Annotated in this window: 16 protein-coding genes; 8 read left to right on the forward strand and 8 right to left on the reverse strand. The window is 70.7% G+C overall.

Annotation, left to right across the window (positions count from 1 at the left end; translation table 11 throughout):
- Positions 1-222: 222 nt before the first annotated feature.
- The gene (locus ACFU8Q_RS05045; RefSeq protein WP_384447890.1) at positions 223-741 is read right to left on the reverse strand and encodes a nitroreductase family deazaflavin-dependent oxidoreductase; all 519 of its coding nucleotides are present in this window, start codon (positions 739-741) and stop codon (positions 223-225) included.
- Positions 741-1,988 (reverse strand): acyl-CoA dehydrogenase family protein, encoded by a 1,248-nt coding sequence (locus tag ACFU8Q_RS05050; protein ID WP_384447893.1) that lies wholly within the window; start codon positions 1,986-1,988, stop codon positions 741-743. The genes ACFU8Q_RS05045 and ACFU8Q_RS05050 overlap by 1 nt, the downstream gene beginning before the upstream one ends.
- 178 nt (positions 1,989-2,166) lie before the next feature.
- Between ACFU8Q_RS05050 and ACFU8Q_RS05055 the strand changes: the two genes are divergently transcribed.
- Positions 2,167-3,336 carry an acetyl-CoA acetyltransferase gene (locus tag ACFU8Q_RS05055; protein WP_384447896.1) on the forward strand — a complete coding sequence of 390 codons (1,170 nt, stop codon included), beginning with the start codon at positions 2,167-2,169 and terminating at the stop codon, positions 3,334-3,336.
- Between the two features lie 82 nt (positions 3,337-3,418).
- A complete protein-coding gene (locus tag ACFU8Q_RS05060; protein ID WP_384447899.1) occupies positions 3,419-4,084 on the forward strand; it encodes a pyridoxal 5'-phosphate synthase in 666 nt (221 codons plus the stop codon).
- A gap of 147 nt (positions 4,085-4,231) precedes the next feature.
- Here the strand turns inward: ACFU8Q_RS05060 and ACFU8Q_RS05065 are convergent, their stop codons facing one another.
- Together ACFU8Q_RS05065 and ACFU8Q_RS05070 are read right to left on the reverse strand one after the other, a co-directional pair.
- Positions 4,232-4,420: a ferredoxin gene (locus ACFU8Q_RS05065; RefSeq protein ID WP_384447901.1), complete on the reverse strand. Its 189-nt coding sequence runs from the start codon at positions 4,418-4,420 to the stop codon at positions 4,232-4,234.
- Between the two features lie 30 nt (positions 4,421-4,450).
- Positions 4,451-5,647, reverse strand: coding sequence for a cytochrome P450 (locus ACFU8Q_RS05070; RefSeq protein ID WP_384447904.1), 1,197 nt, complete (start codon positions 5,645-5,647; stop codon positions 4,451-4,453).
- A 374-nt stretch (positions 5,648-6,021) separates the two neighbouring features.
- On the opposite strand from ACFU8Q_RS05070, the gene htpX reads away from it, so the two are divergent.
- Both htpX and ACFU8Q_RS05080 read left to right on the forward strand, forming a co-directional pair.
- Positions 6,022-6,933, forward strand: a complete 912-nt coding sequence (htpX, locus tag ACFU8Q_RS05075) for a zinc metalloprotease HtpX (RefSeq protein WP_384447906.1) — start codon at positions 6,022-6,024, stop codon at positions 6,931-6,933.
- A gap of 87 nt (positions 6,934-7,020) precedes the next feature.
- Entirely contained in the window at positions 7,021-7,611 is a 591-nt protein-coding gene (locus tag ACFU8Q_RS05080) for a hypothetical protein (RefSeq protein WP_384447909.1), read from the forward strand.
- Between the two features lie 193 nt (positions 7,612-7,804).
- Here the strand turns inward: ACFU8Q_RS05080 and ACFU8Q_RS05085 are convergent, their stop codons facing one another.
- Both ACFU8Q_RS05085 and ACFU8Q_RS05090 read right to left on the reverse strand, forming a co-directional pair.
- Positions 7,805-8,236, reverse strand: coding sequence for a Zn-ribbon domain-containing OB-fold protein (locus ACFU8Q_RS05085; protein ID WP_384447912.1), 432 nt, complete (start codon positions 8,234-8,236; stop codon positions 7,805-7,807).
- Positions 8,233-8,685 (reverse strand): DoxX family protein, encoded by a 453-nt coding sequence (locus ACFU8Q_RS05090; protein ID WP_384447914.1) that lies wholly within the window; start codon positions 8,683-8,685, stop codon positions 8,233-8,235. The genes ACFU8Q_RS05085 and ACFU8Q_RS05090 overlap by 4 nt, the downstream gene beginning before the upstream one ends.
- A 190-nt stretch (positions 8,686-8,875) precedes the next feature.
- Between ACFU8Q_RS05090 and ACFU8Q_RS05095 the strand changes: the two genes are divergently transcribed.
- From ACFU8Q_RS05095 to ACFU8Q_RS05110, 4 genes are all read left to right on the forward strand, one after another.
- The gene (locus ACFU8Q_RS05095) at positions 8,876-10,063 is read left to right on the forward strand and encodes a flavin-containing monooxygenase (RefSeq protein WP_384447917.1); all 1,188 of its coding nucleotides are present in this window, start codon (positions 8,876-8,878) and stop codon (positions 10,061-10,063) included.
- 188 nt (positions 10,064-10,251) lie between these two features.
- Positions 10,252-10,764 (forward strand): DUF6333 family protein, encoded by a 513-nt coding sequence (locus tag ACFU8Q_RS05100; RefSeq protein WP_384447920.1) that lies wholly within the window; start codon positions 10,252-10,254, stop codon positions 10,762-10,764.
- 73 nt (positions 10,765-10,837) lie between these two features.
- A complete protein-coding gene (locus ACFU8Q_RS05105; RefSeq protein ID WP_384447923.1) occupies positions 10,838-13,066 on the forward strand; it encodes an acetate--CoA ligase family protein in 2,229 nt (742 codons plus the stop codon).
- Between the two features lie 70 nt (positions 13,067-13,136).
- Positions 13,137-13,976 (forward strand): enoyl-CoA hydratase/isomerase family protein, encoded by an 840-nt coding sequence (locus ACFU8Q_RS05110; RefSeq protein WP_384447926.1) that lies wholly within the window; start codon positions 13,137-13,139, stop codon positions 13,974-13,976.
- 139 nt (positions 13,977-14,115) lie between these two features.
- Here the strand turns inward: ACFU8Q_RS05110 and ACFU8Q_RS05115 are convergent, their stop codons facing one another.
- The gene (locus ACFU8Q_RS05115; protein ID WP_384447929.1) at positions 14,116-14,355 is read right to left on the reverse strand and encodes a hypothetical protein; all 240 of its coding nucleotides are present in this window, start codon (positions 14,353-14,355) and stop codon (positions 14,116-14,118) included.
- Positions 14,356-14,474: 119 nt separating this feature from the next.
- Positions 14,475-15,257, reverse strand: a complete 783-nt coding sequence (locus ACFU8Q_RS05120; protein WP_384447930.1) for a helix-turn-helix domain-containing protein — start codon at positions 15,255-15,257, stop codon at positions 14,475-14,477.
- Positions 15,258-15,511 lie beyond the last annotated feature (254 nt).

Genomic DNA, 15,511 nt, shown 5'->3' on the forward strand with positions numbered 1-15,511 from the left:
ACGCAGGTGGTCCGCCGTCGGCGCGCCCGGACCGTTCCGGTGATCGCCCCAACGGCCGTTTCCGCACACGGCGTTCGCGCGCAGCGTTCACGCACGCGGTGTTCCCGCACCGTTCCCGAGGCCTCGCGTCCGGCGCACCGATTCCGCCCCCGGCCGTCGCCGCCGGTCCGGCCTCCTCCGGCCACTGCCTCCGACCGTCTCAGGCCGCCGCCTCCGGCCGCCTCAGGCCGTGGCGTCGTCCCGTCGCTCCAGCCTGAAGAGCCGGATCTCCCGCTCGACCCGCGCCTGGTATGCCGCGTACGGCGGCCAGAACTTCAGCGCCGCCTGCCACACCGCTTCCCGTTCCGCGCCCTTCAGCAGCGTGGCGCGCACCGGAATGTCCCGGCCCTTCCAGTTGACGACGGCCGCGTCGGGACCGGCCAGCAGATTCGCGGTCCAGGCCGGGTGCCCCGTACGGCCGAAGTTGCTGCCGACCAGGATCCAGCTCTGCTCCGCCCCGTTGCCTTTCCGGGACTCCGGTCCTCGCTCCGGCATGCAGGCCAGCGGAGTGGACCTGAGCTGCCCGCTCCGCGCGCCCGGCACCGTCAGGATCAGCCCCGGCAGCATCCGGGCGCTGAGCAGCACCTTGCCGCGCGTGAGCCGGTGCACCGTACGGTCCATGGCGGGCACGACATGCGGGGCGATCCTCGCGAACGTGCGTGTCGAGGAGACCTTCTGGATCAGCCGGACGCCGGGCGCCATCAGACGGCCACCTGCCCGGCCGAGCCCGGGGTGACCGGTTTCGGGGCGGCCGGTTCCGGGGCGGCCGGTTCCGGGGCGGCGAAGAGCCCGGCCCGCTGGGCCGCACGGTCGCGGAGCCGTTGGACGGGGCCGAAGAGCAGTTCGTCGGCGGCGGCCCGCTTGAAGTACAGATGCGCCTCGTGTTCCCAGCTGAAGCCGTTCCCGCCGTGCAGCTGGACGGCCTCGGCGGTGGTGATCCGCAGCGCCTCCAGTGCCTGGGCGAGAGCGAGCCCCCCGGCCGTGGCCGGGTCCCGGGCCGCGTAGTACGCGGCGGAACGGGCCGCCTGCACCCGTACATACAGATCCGCGAGGCGGTGCCTCACGGCCTGGAGGGAGCCGAGTGCCCGGCCGAACTGTTCGCGCGCCTCCACGTATGCGACGGTTCGCTCCAGTGCTCCCGCCGCCGCCCCCACCGCCTCCGCCGCGAGCAGGGCGGCGGCCCCCTGTCCGACCGAGGCAAGAACGCCGGTCACGTCCGCGGAGTCGTCCGCGCCGAGCAACTCGGCCTCGGCGTCGCGGAGTTCCACCCGGGCCAGCGGGCGGGTCTCGTCCAACGAGGTCCGGCGGGTGCGGACGACTCCGGGCGCCCTGTCCGGGCGGACCAGGAAGAGGAGCGTACGGCTGCGCGGGAAGCCGCCGGCATGGGCCGCGACCAGGAGGAGCCCCGCGCTGTGCCCGTCGAGGACCTGGTCGGCCTCCCCGTACAGCCGCCAGCCCGCCCCGCCGCCGACCGGCCTCGCCTGGACGCCGCCCGCCCGGCCGCCGCCCGCCCAGGCGCCGCCGGTCGGGTCACCGGTGAGGCCGAGCGCGGTGCCGAGGGAGCCGCCGGGGACGGCCGGCGTCGCGGTCAGTCCCCCAGCGGCGATGCGCGGCAGCAGGGCGGCGCGCTGGGCCCCGGTGCCGAGTGCGGCGATCAGGGGCGCCGCGAGTGCGGCGGTGGCGATCAGGGGTGACGGCAGCAGCGCGCGGCCGGTCTCCTCGCAGGCGACGGCGAGGTCGACGAGGCCGCGGCCGACACCTCCGTACTCCTTCGGGAGGGCGAGACCGGGCAGCCCCAGGTCCTGGGCGAGCTGCCGCCACAGAGGCGCGTCGTACCCGTCGGTGGTCCGCACGGCGCTCCGAACGTCGTCGGGTCCGCCGTGTTCGGCGAGCAGTTCGCGCAAGGCGCGGCGGATCTCGTCCTGTTCCGCGGTGAAGGCGGCATCCATCTCGGGCTCCTTCTCCTCAGGGGCGTTCAGCCTCTGATCTGACGGCCCGTCATGCTAGAGGTGAATCTTCGAGATTCCCAGAGCCGCGCACGTCGGCAGCCCGCCCCGCGCCTCACAACCCTGCCCCACACCCCACTCGACGGCCCGCTCGACACGCATCTGATGTACCGTCAGATCCATGCCTTCTTCCCACCGCAAGGTCGCTGTCGTCGGCATATCCCTCGCCGACTGCGGACGCGTCGACGAGGCCACGCCGTACGCCCTGCACGCCCAGGCCGCCCGCCGGGCCCTCGCCGATTCGGGGCTGGACCGGTCCGTCGTCGACGGTTTCGCCTCCGCCGGGCTCGGCACGCTCGCCCCGGTGGAGGTCGCCGAGTATCTGGGGCTGAAACCCACCTGGATGGATTCCACCGCGGTCGGCGGCTCGACCTGGGAGGTGATGGCGGCCCACGCGGCGGACGCCGTCGCCGCCGGGCACGCCAATGCCGTACTGCTGGTGTACGGGTCAACGGCCCGGGCGGACATCAAGGCGGGCCGCCGGACGTCCAACCTCTCCTTCGGGGCGCGCGGCCCGCTCCAGTTCGAGGTGCCGTACGGGCACTCGCTGATCGCCAAGTACGCCATGGCCGCCCGCCGCCATATGCACGAGTACGGGACGACCCTGGAGCAGCTCGCCGAGGTGGCGGTCCAGGCACGGGCGAACGCGGCGGCCAACCCGGACGCGATGTTCCGTGACCCGATCACCGTGGACGACGTGCTGTCGGGGCCGATGATCGCGGACCCGTTCACCAAGCTGCACTGCTGCATCCGCAGCGACGGCGGCTGCGCGGTGCTGCTGGCCGCCGAGGAGTTCGTACCGGACACGGCGAAGGAACCGGTGTGGATCCTCGGTGCCGGCGAGCATGTCTCGCACTCCACGATGTCCGAGTGGGACGACTTCACGGTCTCCCCCGCGGCGGTCTCCGGCCGACTTGCGTTCGAACGGGCCGGGGTGCGGCCGGGCGACATCGACCTCGCCGAGATCTACGACGCGTTCACCTATATGACGCTGGTGACGCTGGAGGACCTTGGATTCTGCGCGAAGGGCGAGGGCGGCGCGTTCGTGGAGAAGGGCCGGACCAGCCTGACGGGCGAGCTGCCAGTCAATACGGACGGCGGCGGCCTGTCCGCCTGCCATCCTGGGATGCGCGGGCTGTTCCTGCTGGTGGAGGCAGTGCGGCAGCTGCGCGGCGAGGCGGGCGATCGCCAGGTGCGCAGGGCCGGCGGCCGGCTGCCCGAGCTGGCGGTGGCGTCGGGGACGGGCGGCTGGTTCTGCTCGTCCGGGACGGTGGTGCTGGGGCGGGGGTGAGCGAACACCGGCATGCGCGAGGGTGATCCTCCGGACGTCCTGCCCAAGAGTTCCTGTCCGAGAGGTCGTGTCCAATAGGGCCATGAGTGATGCGCAGAAGACCTTCCGTGACCTCCTTCACGCCCAGCGCGTCTGGGACGTCGACCTGCCGGTCTTCGTCCCGGCCACCGCACCGCCCGCCCCGCTCCCCCTCTTCCACCTGTGGTTCGCCGAAGCCGTGGACGCGGGGCAGTTGGAGCCGCACACCATGACGCTGGCCACCGTCGACGCCGAGGGCCACCCCGACGTACGGACACTGATGCTGCACGACGCGGACGAGCGCGGCTGGCACTTCGCCACGCACCGCACCAGCGCGAAGGGCCGCCAGCTCGCCGCCCACCCGTACGCGGCGCTCGGCTTCTACTGGCCGGTCCAGGGACGGCAGGTACGGGTACGAGGACCGGTCACCGCTTGCGCGCCCGCCGAGAGCCGAGCCGATCTGCACGCCCGCTCGACCGGGGCGCTCGCTTCGGCGCTGGTCGGACGGCAGAGCGAGGTACTCGGCTCGTACGAGGAACTGAACCGCGCCTCCGACGCGGCCTGGGAGCGGGCGCGGACGGAACCGGAGGCGGATGCGACGAGCTGGACGCGGTACGTGGTCGATCCGCACGAGGTCGAGTTCTTCCAGGGGGACGCGAGGCGGCGGCACCTCCGGCTGCGTTACCGCCGACAGGACGCCGCCTGGGAGCGGGAGCTGCTCTGGCCCTAGCGGCAGTGTCCCCAGGCCGTCGCAGGGGTCGTTCCCAGGTCGTCCGTCCCGAGGTCGCGCCCGTACAGCCCCACCCGGTCCGCCCGCGACGCCCGGCGGGAATGCACGGACACGGCCTGGCAGTCAGTCAGTCAGTCAGTCAGTCAGTCAAGTGAGGGTGATCGCCTGCACCGGGCAGGCACGGGCGGCCTCCTTGACCAGGGGGCCTTCGAGGGCTTCCTCGTGGTCGGGCAGTAGTTCGCTGAACCCGTCGTCGTCCTGGGTGAACACCTTCGGTGCGGTGAGCACACACTGAGCCGCGCCGACGCATCGGTTCCTGTCGATATTGATCTGCATCTCAGCAAGGCCTTTCCGGTCGAATTTCGATCACCATGTCACGGGAAGTTCCACCATGCCTTGGATGGTGTCACCCGGTTTGAACGGGATTTCTTCGGCGGGTGCCGCCAGCCGCAGGCCCGGAAGACGGTCGAAGAGCGTGAACAGCGCGATCTCCATTTCGGCTCGTGCCAAATTCTGTCCCAGGCATTGATGGATTCCGAACCCGAAGGCGACGTGGTTGCGCGCGTTCCGCCCGAGGTCCAGCTCGTCCGGCGACGGGTACGCGACCTCGTCCCGGTTGATCACCGCCGTGGACAGGATGACGCCGTCCCCCGCCCGGATGGTCACCCCGCTCACGTCGATGTCCTGGACGGCCACCCGGGAGATGCCGTCGGCGATGGACAGGAAGCGGAGGAGTTCCTCGACCGCGGAAGGCATCAGGCCGTCGGAGTCGCGCATCCGGGCCAGCTGATCGGGATGCTGGAGGAGCGTGAACGTGCCGAGCGAGATCATGTTCGCAGTCGTCTCGTGTCCGGCCACGAGCAGGATCTCGGCCAGCCGCACGAGCTGGTAGTGGTCCACGGCCCCGGTCTCCAGCTGCTTGACGATGAGCTCGTCGAGCAGTCCTTCGCCGGGCGCGGCCCGCTTCTGCTCGATCAGTACGCGGAAGTAGTCGTCGAGGGCGTCCCGCGCGGCCTCGACATCCGCGGCCGTGGGGCCGCGGAGCAGCTTGCGCGACTGCGCCTGGAAGAACTCGTGGTCGGCATAGGGCACCCCGAGCAGCATGCAGATGACCATGGAGGGCACCGGCAGGGCGAAGGCACTGACGAGATCGGTCGGTGGACCCTGCTCGACGAGTTCGTCCAGCAGCCGGTCCACAGTCTCCTGGATCTGCGGCCGAAGGGCCGCCGTCCGCTTGACCGTAAAGCTCGGGATCAGCATCCGGCGCTGGACGTTGTGCTCGGGATCGTCGACGCCGAGCAGTTCGACGCGCCGCACGGTGGTCGCGGCCAGCCGCTCGGCGAATATCGGAAACGCCGGGTTCTCCCGGTCGGACGACAGCCTCGGGTCCACCAGAAGCGAACGCGCCTCGGCGTGCCCGGTCACCAGCCACACCGTTCGGCCGTCGAAGAGCCGAGCGGGCGACACCGGCTGGTGCCCGGGACCTGCACTTCGATATCCGGTCGGCGGGTGATAAGGACAGCTGCGGTTCTGCGGAAAGGAGATGGTCTCGGCGTCTGCCATGGCGGACCTCGCAGGGGATGGGGGGAGTCCTGCTTGATTTCTGCCCACTAGATGCCTCAGGCACCTAAAGGGTCCGGGTTGTGTGCGGCCAAATGTCCTCGGAGAGATCTATTTTCCCCCCGCCGGACCGAGCGGGCATTTCGATTCACCCACTCGGTGAGCGGCGCACCCAGTCGGTGTGCGGATGGGACCGGAGATCTGGCCGGAGATCGGGGCGGGTGCCGTCAGTGAACGCGGGGCATCTCGACCGCGCCGCTCCGGACCCACCCGGGTCTCTCTTGTCTCCTCACCTTCCTTGCCTCCTCGGCTCCCTTATCTCCGCTTTCCATGGGAAAGGGGCAAGATGGAAGGCACTAGGGCGACTGGAGGCAACGATGAGCCGAACCCGTTCCCGCTACGCCCCGGACCGCGGGCTGACCACACGCATGGTGAGCACCATGTTCCTGATCGGCTTGCTGTACGTGGTCCTGGTCGGCGTGCTGCTCGCGGTGCTGCGCGGCGCCTGGCCGATCATTCTGATCCTTGTCGGCGGCATGTTCATCACGCAGTTCTGGTTCAGTGACCGCATCGCGGCCTTCAGCATGGGAGCCCGCGAGGTCACTCCGGAGGAGGCTCCCGAGCTGCACGGCGCCATCGACCGGATCTGTGCCCTGGCCGACATGCCGAAACCGCGCGTGGCCATCGCCCAGAGCGATGTGCCGAACGCGTTCGCCACCGGCCGCAACGAGAAGTCCGCTCTCGTCTGCGCCACCACGGGGCTCCTGCGCAGATTGGATCCCCCGGAGCTGGAGGGCGTGCTCGCGCACGAGATGTCACACGTCGCGCACCGCGATGTCGCCGTCATGACCATCGCCTCGTTCCTCGGTGTGCTCGCCGGCATCATCACCCGCGTCGCCCTCTGGGGTGGTCTCTCCCGCAACAGCCGCAGCAACGACCCCGTCGGCATCGCGATCATGCTCATCCCGTTGGCCAGTGCGGTCGTGTACTGCCTCAGCTTCCTGCTCACCCGACTGCTCTCGCGCTACCGCGAACTCTCCGCCGACCGCACCGCGGCCCTCCTCACCGGTCGCCCCTCGGCGCTCGCCTCGGCGCTCACCAAGGTGAGTGGTCAGATGGCCCGGATCCCGACCGAGGACCTGCGGAAGGCGGAGCCGTACAACGCCTTCTACTTCGTCCCGGCGTTCTCCTCGAAGGAGAGCCTCAGCCGGCTGCTCTCCTCGCACCCGACCCTCGAACAGCGCCTCGACCAGCTGGCCCGTATCTCCGCCGACCTCTCCCGTCCGTAGGGGCCCGCCGCAGGAACCCGTAGCGCTCCGCCGCAGGAATCCACTCGTGGCGACCCGCCCGCAAGAACCCGACCGTGAGGAACGTTCATGGGTCTTCTCGACACCATCCTGGGCCGCAGCAAACCGGTCCGCCCCGACCTCGACCAGCTCTTCGCCGTACCCTCCGCCGCCCTCACCCTCCAGGCGGGCGCCGGCTTCACCCCCACCGGTCTCGGCTCGGTCTGCTTCGCGGGCGTCGAGGGGGGCACCTTCGCCCGTATCCAGCAGGACGTACAGGAGCTCTTGGACGCCGACACCGACAAGGGCGGCATCCCGGTGGAGTTCAGTCAGGACCCCTACGGCTACACCTGGCTGCTCGCCCGCCAGTCCCCCGACGACGTGGCCTCTCTCGTCAACGACCTGCACGCGGTCAACACCCTGCTCCAGGACGGCGGCTTCGGGCCCCAGCTGCTCTGCTCACTGATCGCCTTCCGGGACGCACGGGACCGTCCGCTGGCGCTGGTCTATCTCTACAAGCGCGGCACGTTCTACCCGTTCGCGCCCCTGCCCGGCGGTGTCGAGAAGCGTGACAACCAGCTGGAGTTGCAGGTGAGGGCGGTGCTGGGGGACGACCTCCGGATGGAGAAGGACCTGGCCCGGTGGTTCCCGGTGTGGGGAGCGCCGGGACTGCAGCCGTGACGGCACAGCGAGTGCTCCCGAACGCTTCACCGGTGTCGCCGTGCCGTTCCTGAAGGGACAGTTGAAGTCCGACACGCTTCCCCAGTTCCGTGCCATGAACGAGGCCGTCGCGCGGCGCGCGGAGGCCATGGACACCCGACGGGGGCAGTGAACGCCCGGCTGCCACCCGACCGGCGGCCCCTCGGCAGCCCGGCTACTCGCGGCGTCGAGAAGGCCGAGGCCGGAAGACCGGGATCACCTCCTCGCCGGCCTCCCGCCGGAAGGCCACCCGCAGCGCCATGCCGATCGCCAGGCTCGATTCCTCGCACTCCACGACCTCCGTCATCATCCGCGGCCCCTCGGCCAGGTCGACGACGGCGGCGGTGTACGGCACGCGGGCGCCGAACGGTGGCAGGTCGTTGCGGTGGACGACGGACCAGGTGTAGAGCGTCGCGTGCCCGCTCGCCCGTTCCCAGCCGACGTCCTCGCTCCAGCAGTGCGGGCAGAACTCGCGGGGGTAGTGGTGGGCGCGTCCGCAGGCGCGGCAGCGGCGCAGCAGCAACTGCCCCTGGGCGGCGGCGTCCCAGTAGGGGCGGGTGAAGGCGTCGGGCTCGGGGAGGTCGAAACGTACGGCTGCCGGGGTCACGGGAAGAGTCCGATCGCGTCGTCGAGGGACCAGGTCTGCCAGGACATCGCGAACAGCGCGACGAGCGAGATGAGCGCCATCATCGCGTTCTGCCCCTGCTCGGCCCAGTCGTGGATCATCAGCACCAGGTAGAGGAGGTTGAGGAGGAGGCCGGCGACGAGCGCGACGGGGGTGAGGAATCCGGTGATCAGGCCGAGGCCCAGGGCGAGTTCGGCGTACACGACGAGGTAGGCCATGGCCTTGGGGCGCGGGGCGACGATCCGCCGGAAGCCCGTGCGTACGGCCGCCCACCGGTGCTTGCCCGCGACGTCGGCGGCCCAGGCGATGCCCGTACCGCGCTCGAACCACCCCTTCTTGTCCTTGTGCCGCCAGCTCTCCAGCCACCACAGGCCGAGGCCTATCCGCAGGACGGCGAGCCACTCGGCGCCACCGAGCCAGATCGTCTGCATGGGTCTCCCGCTCACTGGAAACAACATCTGACGGTACGTCAGTTCACCTGATGGCGAAGGCCGCCGCAAGAGGTGTGCGCAATCAGCCGGCCGCCCGAAGCAGTCAAGAACGTGCACGCGTGATCAATTCGCAATCGATTCCCCTCTTGACCGAGACCCATCAAGTAGGTGCGCGATTACGCTCCGAACCATGCCCGACAGCACACTGACCGCCGGCAACACCGCCCCGGCCCCCACCGACCTCACCGAGGGCCGGCCCGTATACGTCATCGGTGGCGGCCCGGGCGGCCTCGCCGCCGCCGCGGCCCTGCGCGAGCGGGGGGTACGGGCGGTCGTGCTGGAGAGGTCCGAGAACGTCGGGGCGTCCTGGCGCCGCCACTACGACCGGCTCCACCTCCACACGACCCGGCGCCGGTCCGCGTTGCCGGGGCTCGCGATGCCGCGCCGGTTCGGACGCTGGGTGGCCAGGGACGATGTGGTGCGCTATCTGGAGAAGTACGCCGAGCACCACGAGCTTGAAGTGGTGACGGGCGTCGAGGTGTCCCGGATCGACCGGGCCCCGGACGGAGCCGGCTGGCAGCTGACCGCGACCGGTGGCCGGATGCTGACCGGCCGGGCCGTCGTCGTCGCCACCGGCTACAACCACACCCCGCGCATCCCCGACTGGTCCGGGCGCGACACCTTCACCGGCGACCTCGTGCACGCCTCCGACTACCGTAATCCGGCCCCGTACGCGGGCCGGGACGTTCTCGTCGTCGGCATCGGCAACACGGGTGCGGAGATCGCCGTCGACCTGGTGGAGGGCGGGGCCTCCCGGGTACGGATCGCCGTGCGCACCGTGCCGCACATCGTGCGCCGCTCCACCGCGGGCTGGCCCGCCCAGGCGACCGGCATCCTGGTACGCAGACTGCCGGTCCGTCTCGTCGACCGGGCCGGGGGTCTGATGGCCCGGATCGCCGTTCCCGACCTCGCCGCGCAGGGGCTCCCGCGCCCCGACACCGGCCTGTACTCACGGGTCCGGGACGGCGCCATCCCGGTGCAGGACGTGGGACTGATCGACGCGGTGAAGAGCGGCCGGGTGGTACCGGTGGCAGCCGTCGAGTCGTTCGACGAGGACGCGGTGGTGCTGGCCGACGGGGACCGGATCACCCCGGACGCGGTCATCGCGGCGACGGGCTACCACCGGGCCCTGGAGAGCCTGGTCGGTCACCTCGGCGTCCTGGACGCCCGGGGCCGGCCGGTGGCGCACGGCGCACGCACGCCCAAGCAGGCCCCCGGTCTCTACTTCACCGGGTTCACCAACCCGATCAGCGGCATGTTCCGCGAAATGGCCCTGGACGCACGGAAGATCGCCAAGAGGCTGGCGCACACGCACTGAAACCGCCCGGTACGAGGCGACCCCAGGCCCCCCGCAAGGGAGGTCGGTCGGATCGCCCCGCACTCCCCACCGCGTCGGTCCGTCAAGGACCCTCGCCGTCCTGGCGCTCTTGACGCTCTCCTCCTTCGAGGGAGGGGATGCCCACGGCCCGCGCCGTGATCCTTCTTGATCGCCGCGGAGGTAATCCGATGGCTGACAACGACTTCTGGGAGTACCCGCCGGAGCAGGGCGTCGCGCAGCATGGGGAGTTCAGACTCACTCTCATCGAGCGGCCCTTGCCCACCGGCGGAGGGGTTCTGCCCGCTCATGACCCGGCACGGGCACGAGAGTTCGCCGCCGCTTTCGGCACCATCGACACGGTGGTGGAGGAGGCTGACCGGATCGAGGCGACCGAGCGGCCCCCCTTCGTCACCCGCGCGGACCTCGACCTGGTCGGCGTCGGATGCTGGGGAACGGTGACCGAGATCAACGATCCCGCCCTGGTGTTCACCGGGGGGACCTTCCCCCTCGCGGAGCAGGAGGACGAGACAGGCCTACTTGCCCCCGGAGCCTCCGGCGAAGGACCCAACCGCAGTCGGACGGGCACCGGCCCCACGCGTGCGGGGCGGGGCCGGAAGGTCCGGCACCGGCCCCGCGCCCGGACATCCGTCCTCTCAGCCTTTGCCTGCATACCCATTCCTGACGGGCCGTCAGTTCAGTAACCTGACAGAGTGTCAGCTTCACGCTGGCCGGGCACGATCACCCGACGGACCCCGAGCAGGAGTGGGCGGAACGATGCTTGGATCGACTCACGGCACCCTCACCACCGACTTCCGCGCCAGGGTGGTGGCCTGCGGCGAGGAGCCGTACGCCATCGTCCACAGCATGGCTGCCGCCGCCGCGGAAGGCGATCTCGATGTCAGCGGCCGCCCGCTGCACGCGCCCGTGCCGGATCTGGACCGGTTCTTCCGGCCCGAGTCCGTGGCCGTCATCGGCGCGTCCGACACCGAGGGGCGGCCCAACACCGGGATCACCCGACAGCTGATCGGCTGGGCCGAGCGGGTCGGGGCGCGGCTGCATCCGGTGCACCCCAGCCGGAAGTCCGTGTTCGGGCGGGCCTGTTCTCCCTCCGTCGCGGACCTGCCGGAGCAGGTCGACCTGGCGGTGCTGCTGGTCGGCGATCCGCTCCCGGTGATCGAGGAACTCGCACAGGCCAAGGTGAAGTTCGCCGTCGCCTTCGCCTCCGGGTTCGCCGAGACCGGCGAGGAGGGCGCTGCCGCCCAGGCGCGGCTGGCCGCGGCGGTGGAGCGGTCCGGGCTGCGGCTGCTCGGGCCGAACACCAACCTCAACGCCTTCGAGAAGTTCCGCGACGATCTGGAGGGGCCGGCGATCGCGCTGATCACCCAGTCCGGTCATCAGGGGCGCCCCGTCTACGCGCTTCAGGAGCTGGGTGTGCGGCTCTCGCACTGGGCGCCCACGGGCAACGAGGCTGATCTGGAGACCGCCGACTTCATCTCGTACTTCTCGCAGCGCCCCGAGGTCGGGGCCATCGCCTGTTACGTGGAGGGGCTCAAGGACGGGCGCTCCTTTCTGCTGGCCTCGGACCGGGCGGCGCGGGCCGGCGTTCCGGTGGTGGCGGTCAAGGTGGGGCGTACGGAGACGGGGGCCCGGATGGCCGCCTCACACACCGGCAAGCTGACCGGCGCCGACCAGGTGGTGGACGCGGCGATGCGGCAGTTCGGCGTGATCCGGGTGAACGGGCTCGACGAGCTCCAGGACACCGCGGCCCTGCTGGCCCGGGCCCGGAAGCCGCAGGCCGACGGCGTCGTCGTGTATTCGATCTCGGGCGGCACGGGCGCGCACTTCTCGGACCTGGCGACGGGAGCCGGACTGAAGATCCCCACCCTGTCCGAGGAGAAGCAGCGTGAGCTGCACGAGTGGATCCCCGACTATCTGAACGTGGCGAACCCGGTCGACAACGGCGGCCACCCGGTCGGCGACTGGCGCGGCCGGAAGATCATCGACGCGATCCTCGCCGACCCCGCCGTCGGCGTGCTGATCTGCCCGATCACCGGCCCGTTCCCCCCGATGAGCGACAAGCTCGCACAGGACCTGGTGGATGCGGCGGAGACCACGGACAAGCTGGTGTGCGTGGTGTGGGGCTCGCCCGTCGGTACGGAGGACGCATACCGCACGACGCTGCTCGGCTCGTCGCGCGTCGCCACCTTCCGTACCTTCGGCAACTGCATCACCGCCGTGAATGCCTATCTGGACCACCACCGGTTCGCCGCCTCGTACCGCTCGCCCTTCGACGAGGCACCGCGCACGCCGTCGCCCTCGTTCCGCAAGGCGCAGGCACTGATGCGCCCGGGCCGACAGCTGAGCGAGCACACGGCGAAGCAGCTGCTGCGGGCGTACGGAATCCGTGTTCCGCGCGAGCAGTTGGTGACCAGCGCGGCGGCGGCCGTCCGGGCCGCGGGGCAGGTCGGCTACCCGGTCGTCATGAAGGCCTCGGGCACCAGGCTCGCCCACAAGACCGAGCTCGGCCTGGTCAAGGTCGGGCTCACCTCCGCCAGCCAGGTACGGGACACGTACCGCGAACTGACCGACATCGCGCGGTACGAGGGTGTCGAGCTGGACGGGATCCTGGTCTGCCAGATGGTCGAGCGGGGCGTCGAGATGATGGTCGGTGTCACACAGGACGCGTTGTTCGGGCCGACGGTGACGGTCGGGCTCGGTGGCGTACTCGTCGAGGTGCTGCACGATGCGGCGGTACGGGTGCCGCCGTTCGGCGAGGACCAGGCGCGGTCGATGCTCGGCGAACTGCGCGGCCGGGCCCTGCTGGAGGGCGTACGCGGCGGTCCGCCGGTGGACGTGGACGCGCTCGTCGAGGTCGTGCTGCGGGTACAGCGGATGGCCCTGGAACTGGGCGACGACCTCGCCGAACTCGACATCAACCCACTGATGGTGCTCGGGCGGGGGCAGGGCGCGGTGGCGCTGGACGCGCTCGCCGTCTGCCGCTGAGCGGTCACCCCGCCGGCCGTCTCGACGACCGCGCCGCCACCGGCCACACCACCTACCCAGGAGCTGTCTCATGCCGTCCTCCCCCGAAGACACCACCGAGTCCACCGAGTCCACCGACCCGCTTGACTCATTGGTACTCCACACCACTGACAACGGAGTCTCCTGGATCACGCTCAACCGCCCCGAGGCCATGAACGCCGTCACCTGGGACCAGCGGGAACGCGTCATCGCCCTGCTCTCCGACGCCTCCGCCGACCCGGCGGTCCGGGCCGTCGTCCTCACCGCCACCGGTCGCGGCTTCTGCGCGGGCGCCGACCTGCGCGGGGCCCCCGCGACCGGCGACCGGGTGCCGGGGGATGTGGCCCGTACGATCCGGCTCGGCGCACAACGCCTGACAGCCGCGGTCCTGGATTGCGAGAAGCCGGTGATCGCGGCCGTCAACGGCACGGCGGCCGGTATCGGCGCCCACCTCGCGTTCGCCTGCGATCTGGTGCTGGCCGCCGAGTCGGCGAAGTTCATCGAGGTGTTCGTGCGCCGCGGACTCGTACCGGACGGCGGCGGCGCGTATCTGCTGCCGCGCCTGATCGGCCCGCAGCGCGCCAAGGAGCTGATGTTCTTCGGCGACTCGCTCTCGGCGAGAGAAGCGGAACGCCTGGGTCTGGTCAACCGGGTCGTACCGGACGAGAAGTTGACGGAAACAGCCGGCGCATGGGCTCAGCGGCTGGCCGAAGGACCGACCCGTTCCATCGCCCTCACCAAACAGCTGGTGAACGCATCGCTGGAGTCCGACCGGGCAACGGCCTTCGCGGCGGAGGCGACGGCTCAGGAGATCAACATGACGACGCACGACGCCAACGAGGGCGTGTCGAGCTTCGTGGAGCGACGCACTCCGAAGTACCGGGGGCGGTGAGGTCTACAGCGACGGTGCCGCCATCCGGCCTTCACAAGGCGGAACGGCCCGAGGCCACGGCCGCCGGGTTCCTCCAGCGCCGTGCGGCCGGGGCCCACCGACTAGCGCGGGCCATCGGCGGTTCCCGGCCGCGGGCCGCCTACTTCTCGGCGAAGACGTCCTCGACCGATGTCGCAGTGGGAGCACGCAGGAGCCAGCGGCTCAGAGTGTCGAGGTCGGTGCAGCTCGTGATCCGTTCGCGCGCCTCGTCGGACACGTCGATACCGGCCCGGGCAAGGAACAGCAGGATGCCCCGCGCGAGACCTTCCGTACGACCTTCTGCCCGGCCTTCGTCCCGGATTTCCTCCGAGAGGGATGACTTGTAGAAAGAAAGGTCCACGGCCACCAGGTTCCTCCACTGTTGTGCGGCCGGGCGGTTGCCCAGGCCCTGTGCGGTGAGTTCGACGATGGGGTCGGCGATGGTTTCCGGTACGTCGCGCAGAGCGGTCGACAGCGTTTTCAGTATGGCACCGATGTCCGGATCGCCTGCGTGAGCCGATGCGCGAGGAGCCCGGCCGGTCGGCGCAGCCCTTCGGCTGGGAGTTCGCTGGTCAAGGCGTGCTCCACGGCGCTGGGGCCGACCTCGCGCTCCAGCCAGGCGGCGACCCCCGGGGCCAGGACGTCCACGTCCTGCGCGGAGAGCAGCAGGCGCGGGTCCTGATGGTGCAGCCCGGCAAGCAGGTCGGTCGCGGTCCGTAGGAGGGACGCGGCGGGGAAGGCCGGCTTCGGTACGAGCAGGGGCGTGGGCTCACGACGGGGCGCGGGCTTGGTGTGGGTCCGGGGCCTGGACCTGGCCGGATGCACGTCGTCGGCCTCGGGCTCGGTACAGGGCCGGACGGGCGTAGGCGGGCGGACCGTACGCTGCGGGCAGTCGCGGCCCGGCAGAGCGGCCGTGCGCCGCTGGTCCGAAGGCTGGTTGCAGGAGACCGTACGGGTGACGATCCGACCGTTGGCCAGACGCGTCCGGGTGCGTCGCAGATAGCCGTGGGCTTCGAGTTCGCGTAACGCGGCGGCGATCCGGCCCTCGCTCTCAGGGAAGCGGGCGGCGAGGTCCTTGATGCCGATCCTGGCTCCGGCGGGCAGCGACTGGATGTGTGCGGCCAGCCCGATCGCGGTGAGGGAGAGCTCGCGGTGCTGGGTCAGGTGGTTGCCCACGACCGTGAAACGGCTGGTGTGCCGGGAGTTGTCGTGCACGACACCGGACGAGGCGCGCGAGGGCGCGCTAATCTGCTGGGTATCCATCGGGAAGCGTTCTCTTCCTCGTTGGTCAGGCCCTCGATCGGGATGCCAGTCCCGGCCGGGGGCCGTCGCATGTCTGGGGTGGTTCGTCGCGGCGAGCATATGCCAGCCAACCGGCCCGAATAGCAGCCAAGTTGCCCACTCTCACCCATGTGGGTGACGGGCGGCAGGGTGGGGGTTGGAAAGGTTCATTTCCCCAGTTATTCAAGGCTTTTGATGTCGTGCGGAGCCGCGTCGCGGACCACCGGATCGCGGAA

It is taken from the genome of Streptomyces sp. NPDC057543, assembly GCF_042801895.1.
Lineage (GTDB): Bacteria > Actinomycetota > Actinomycetes > Streptomycetales > Streptomycetaceae > Streptomyces.

Bases quoted from the DNA above. Each gene is read 5' to 3' on its own strand.
- ACFU8Q_RS05045 (WP_384447890.1), bottom strand. From the start codon at position 741: ATGGCGCCCGGCGTCCGGCTGATCCAGAAGGTCTCCTCGACACGCACG.
- ACFU8Q_RS05105 (WP_384447923.1), top strand. From the start codon at position 10,838: ATGCTTGGATCGACTCACGGCACCCTCACCACCGACTTCCGCGCCAGG.
- ACFU8Q_RS05060 (WP_384447899.1), top strand. From the start codon at position 3,419: ATGAGTGATGCGCAGAAGACCTTCCGTGACCTCCTTCACGCCCAGCGC.
- ACFU8Q_RS05100 (WP_384447920.1), top strand. From the start codon at position 10,252: ATGGCTGACAACGACTTCTGGGAGTACCCGCCGGAGCAGGGCGTCGCG.
- ACFU8Q_RS05055 (WP_384447896.1), top strand. From the start codon at position 2,167: ATGCCTTCTTCCCACCGCAAGGTCGCTGTCGTCGGCATATCCCTCGCC.
- ACFU8Q_RS05050 (WP_384447893.1), bottom strand. From the start codon at position 1,988: ATGGATGCCGCCTTCACCGCGGAACAGGACGAGATCCGCCGCGCCTTG.
- ACFU8Q_RS05070 (WP_384447904.1), bottom strand. From the start codon at position 5,647: ATGGCAGACGCCGAGACCATCTCCTTTCCGCAGAACCGCAGCTGTCCT.
- ACFU8Q_RS05065 (WP_384447901.1), bottom strand. From the start codon at position 4,420: ATGCAGATCAATATCGACAGGAACCGATGCGTCGGCGCGGCTCAGTGT.
- ACFU8Q_RS05080 (WP_384447909.1), top strand. From the start codon at position 7,021: ATGGGTCTTCTCGACACCATCCTGGGCCGCAGCAAACCGGTCCGCCCC.
- ACFU8Q_RS05120 (WP_384447930.1), bottom strand. From the start codon at position 15,257: ATGGATACCCAGCAGATTAGCGCGCCCTCGCGCGCCTCGTCCGGTGTC.
- ACFU8Q_RS05110 (WP_384447926.1), top strand. From the start codon at position 13,137: ATGCCGTCCTCCCCCGAAGACACCACCGAGTCCACCGAGTCCACCGAC.
- htpX (WP_384447906.1), top strand. From the start codon at position 6,022: ATGAGCCGAACCCGTTCCCGCTACGCCCCGGACCGCGGGCTGACCACA.
- ACFU8Q_RS05090 (WP_384447914.1), bottom strand. From the start codon at position 8,685: ATGCAGACGATCTGGCTCGGTGGCGCCGAGTGGCTCGCCGTCCTGCGG.
- ACFU8Q_RS05095 (WP_384447917.1), top strand. From the start codon at position 8,876: ATGCCCGACAGCACACTGACCGCCGGCAACACCGCCCCGGCCCCCACC.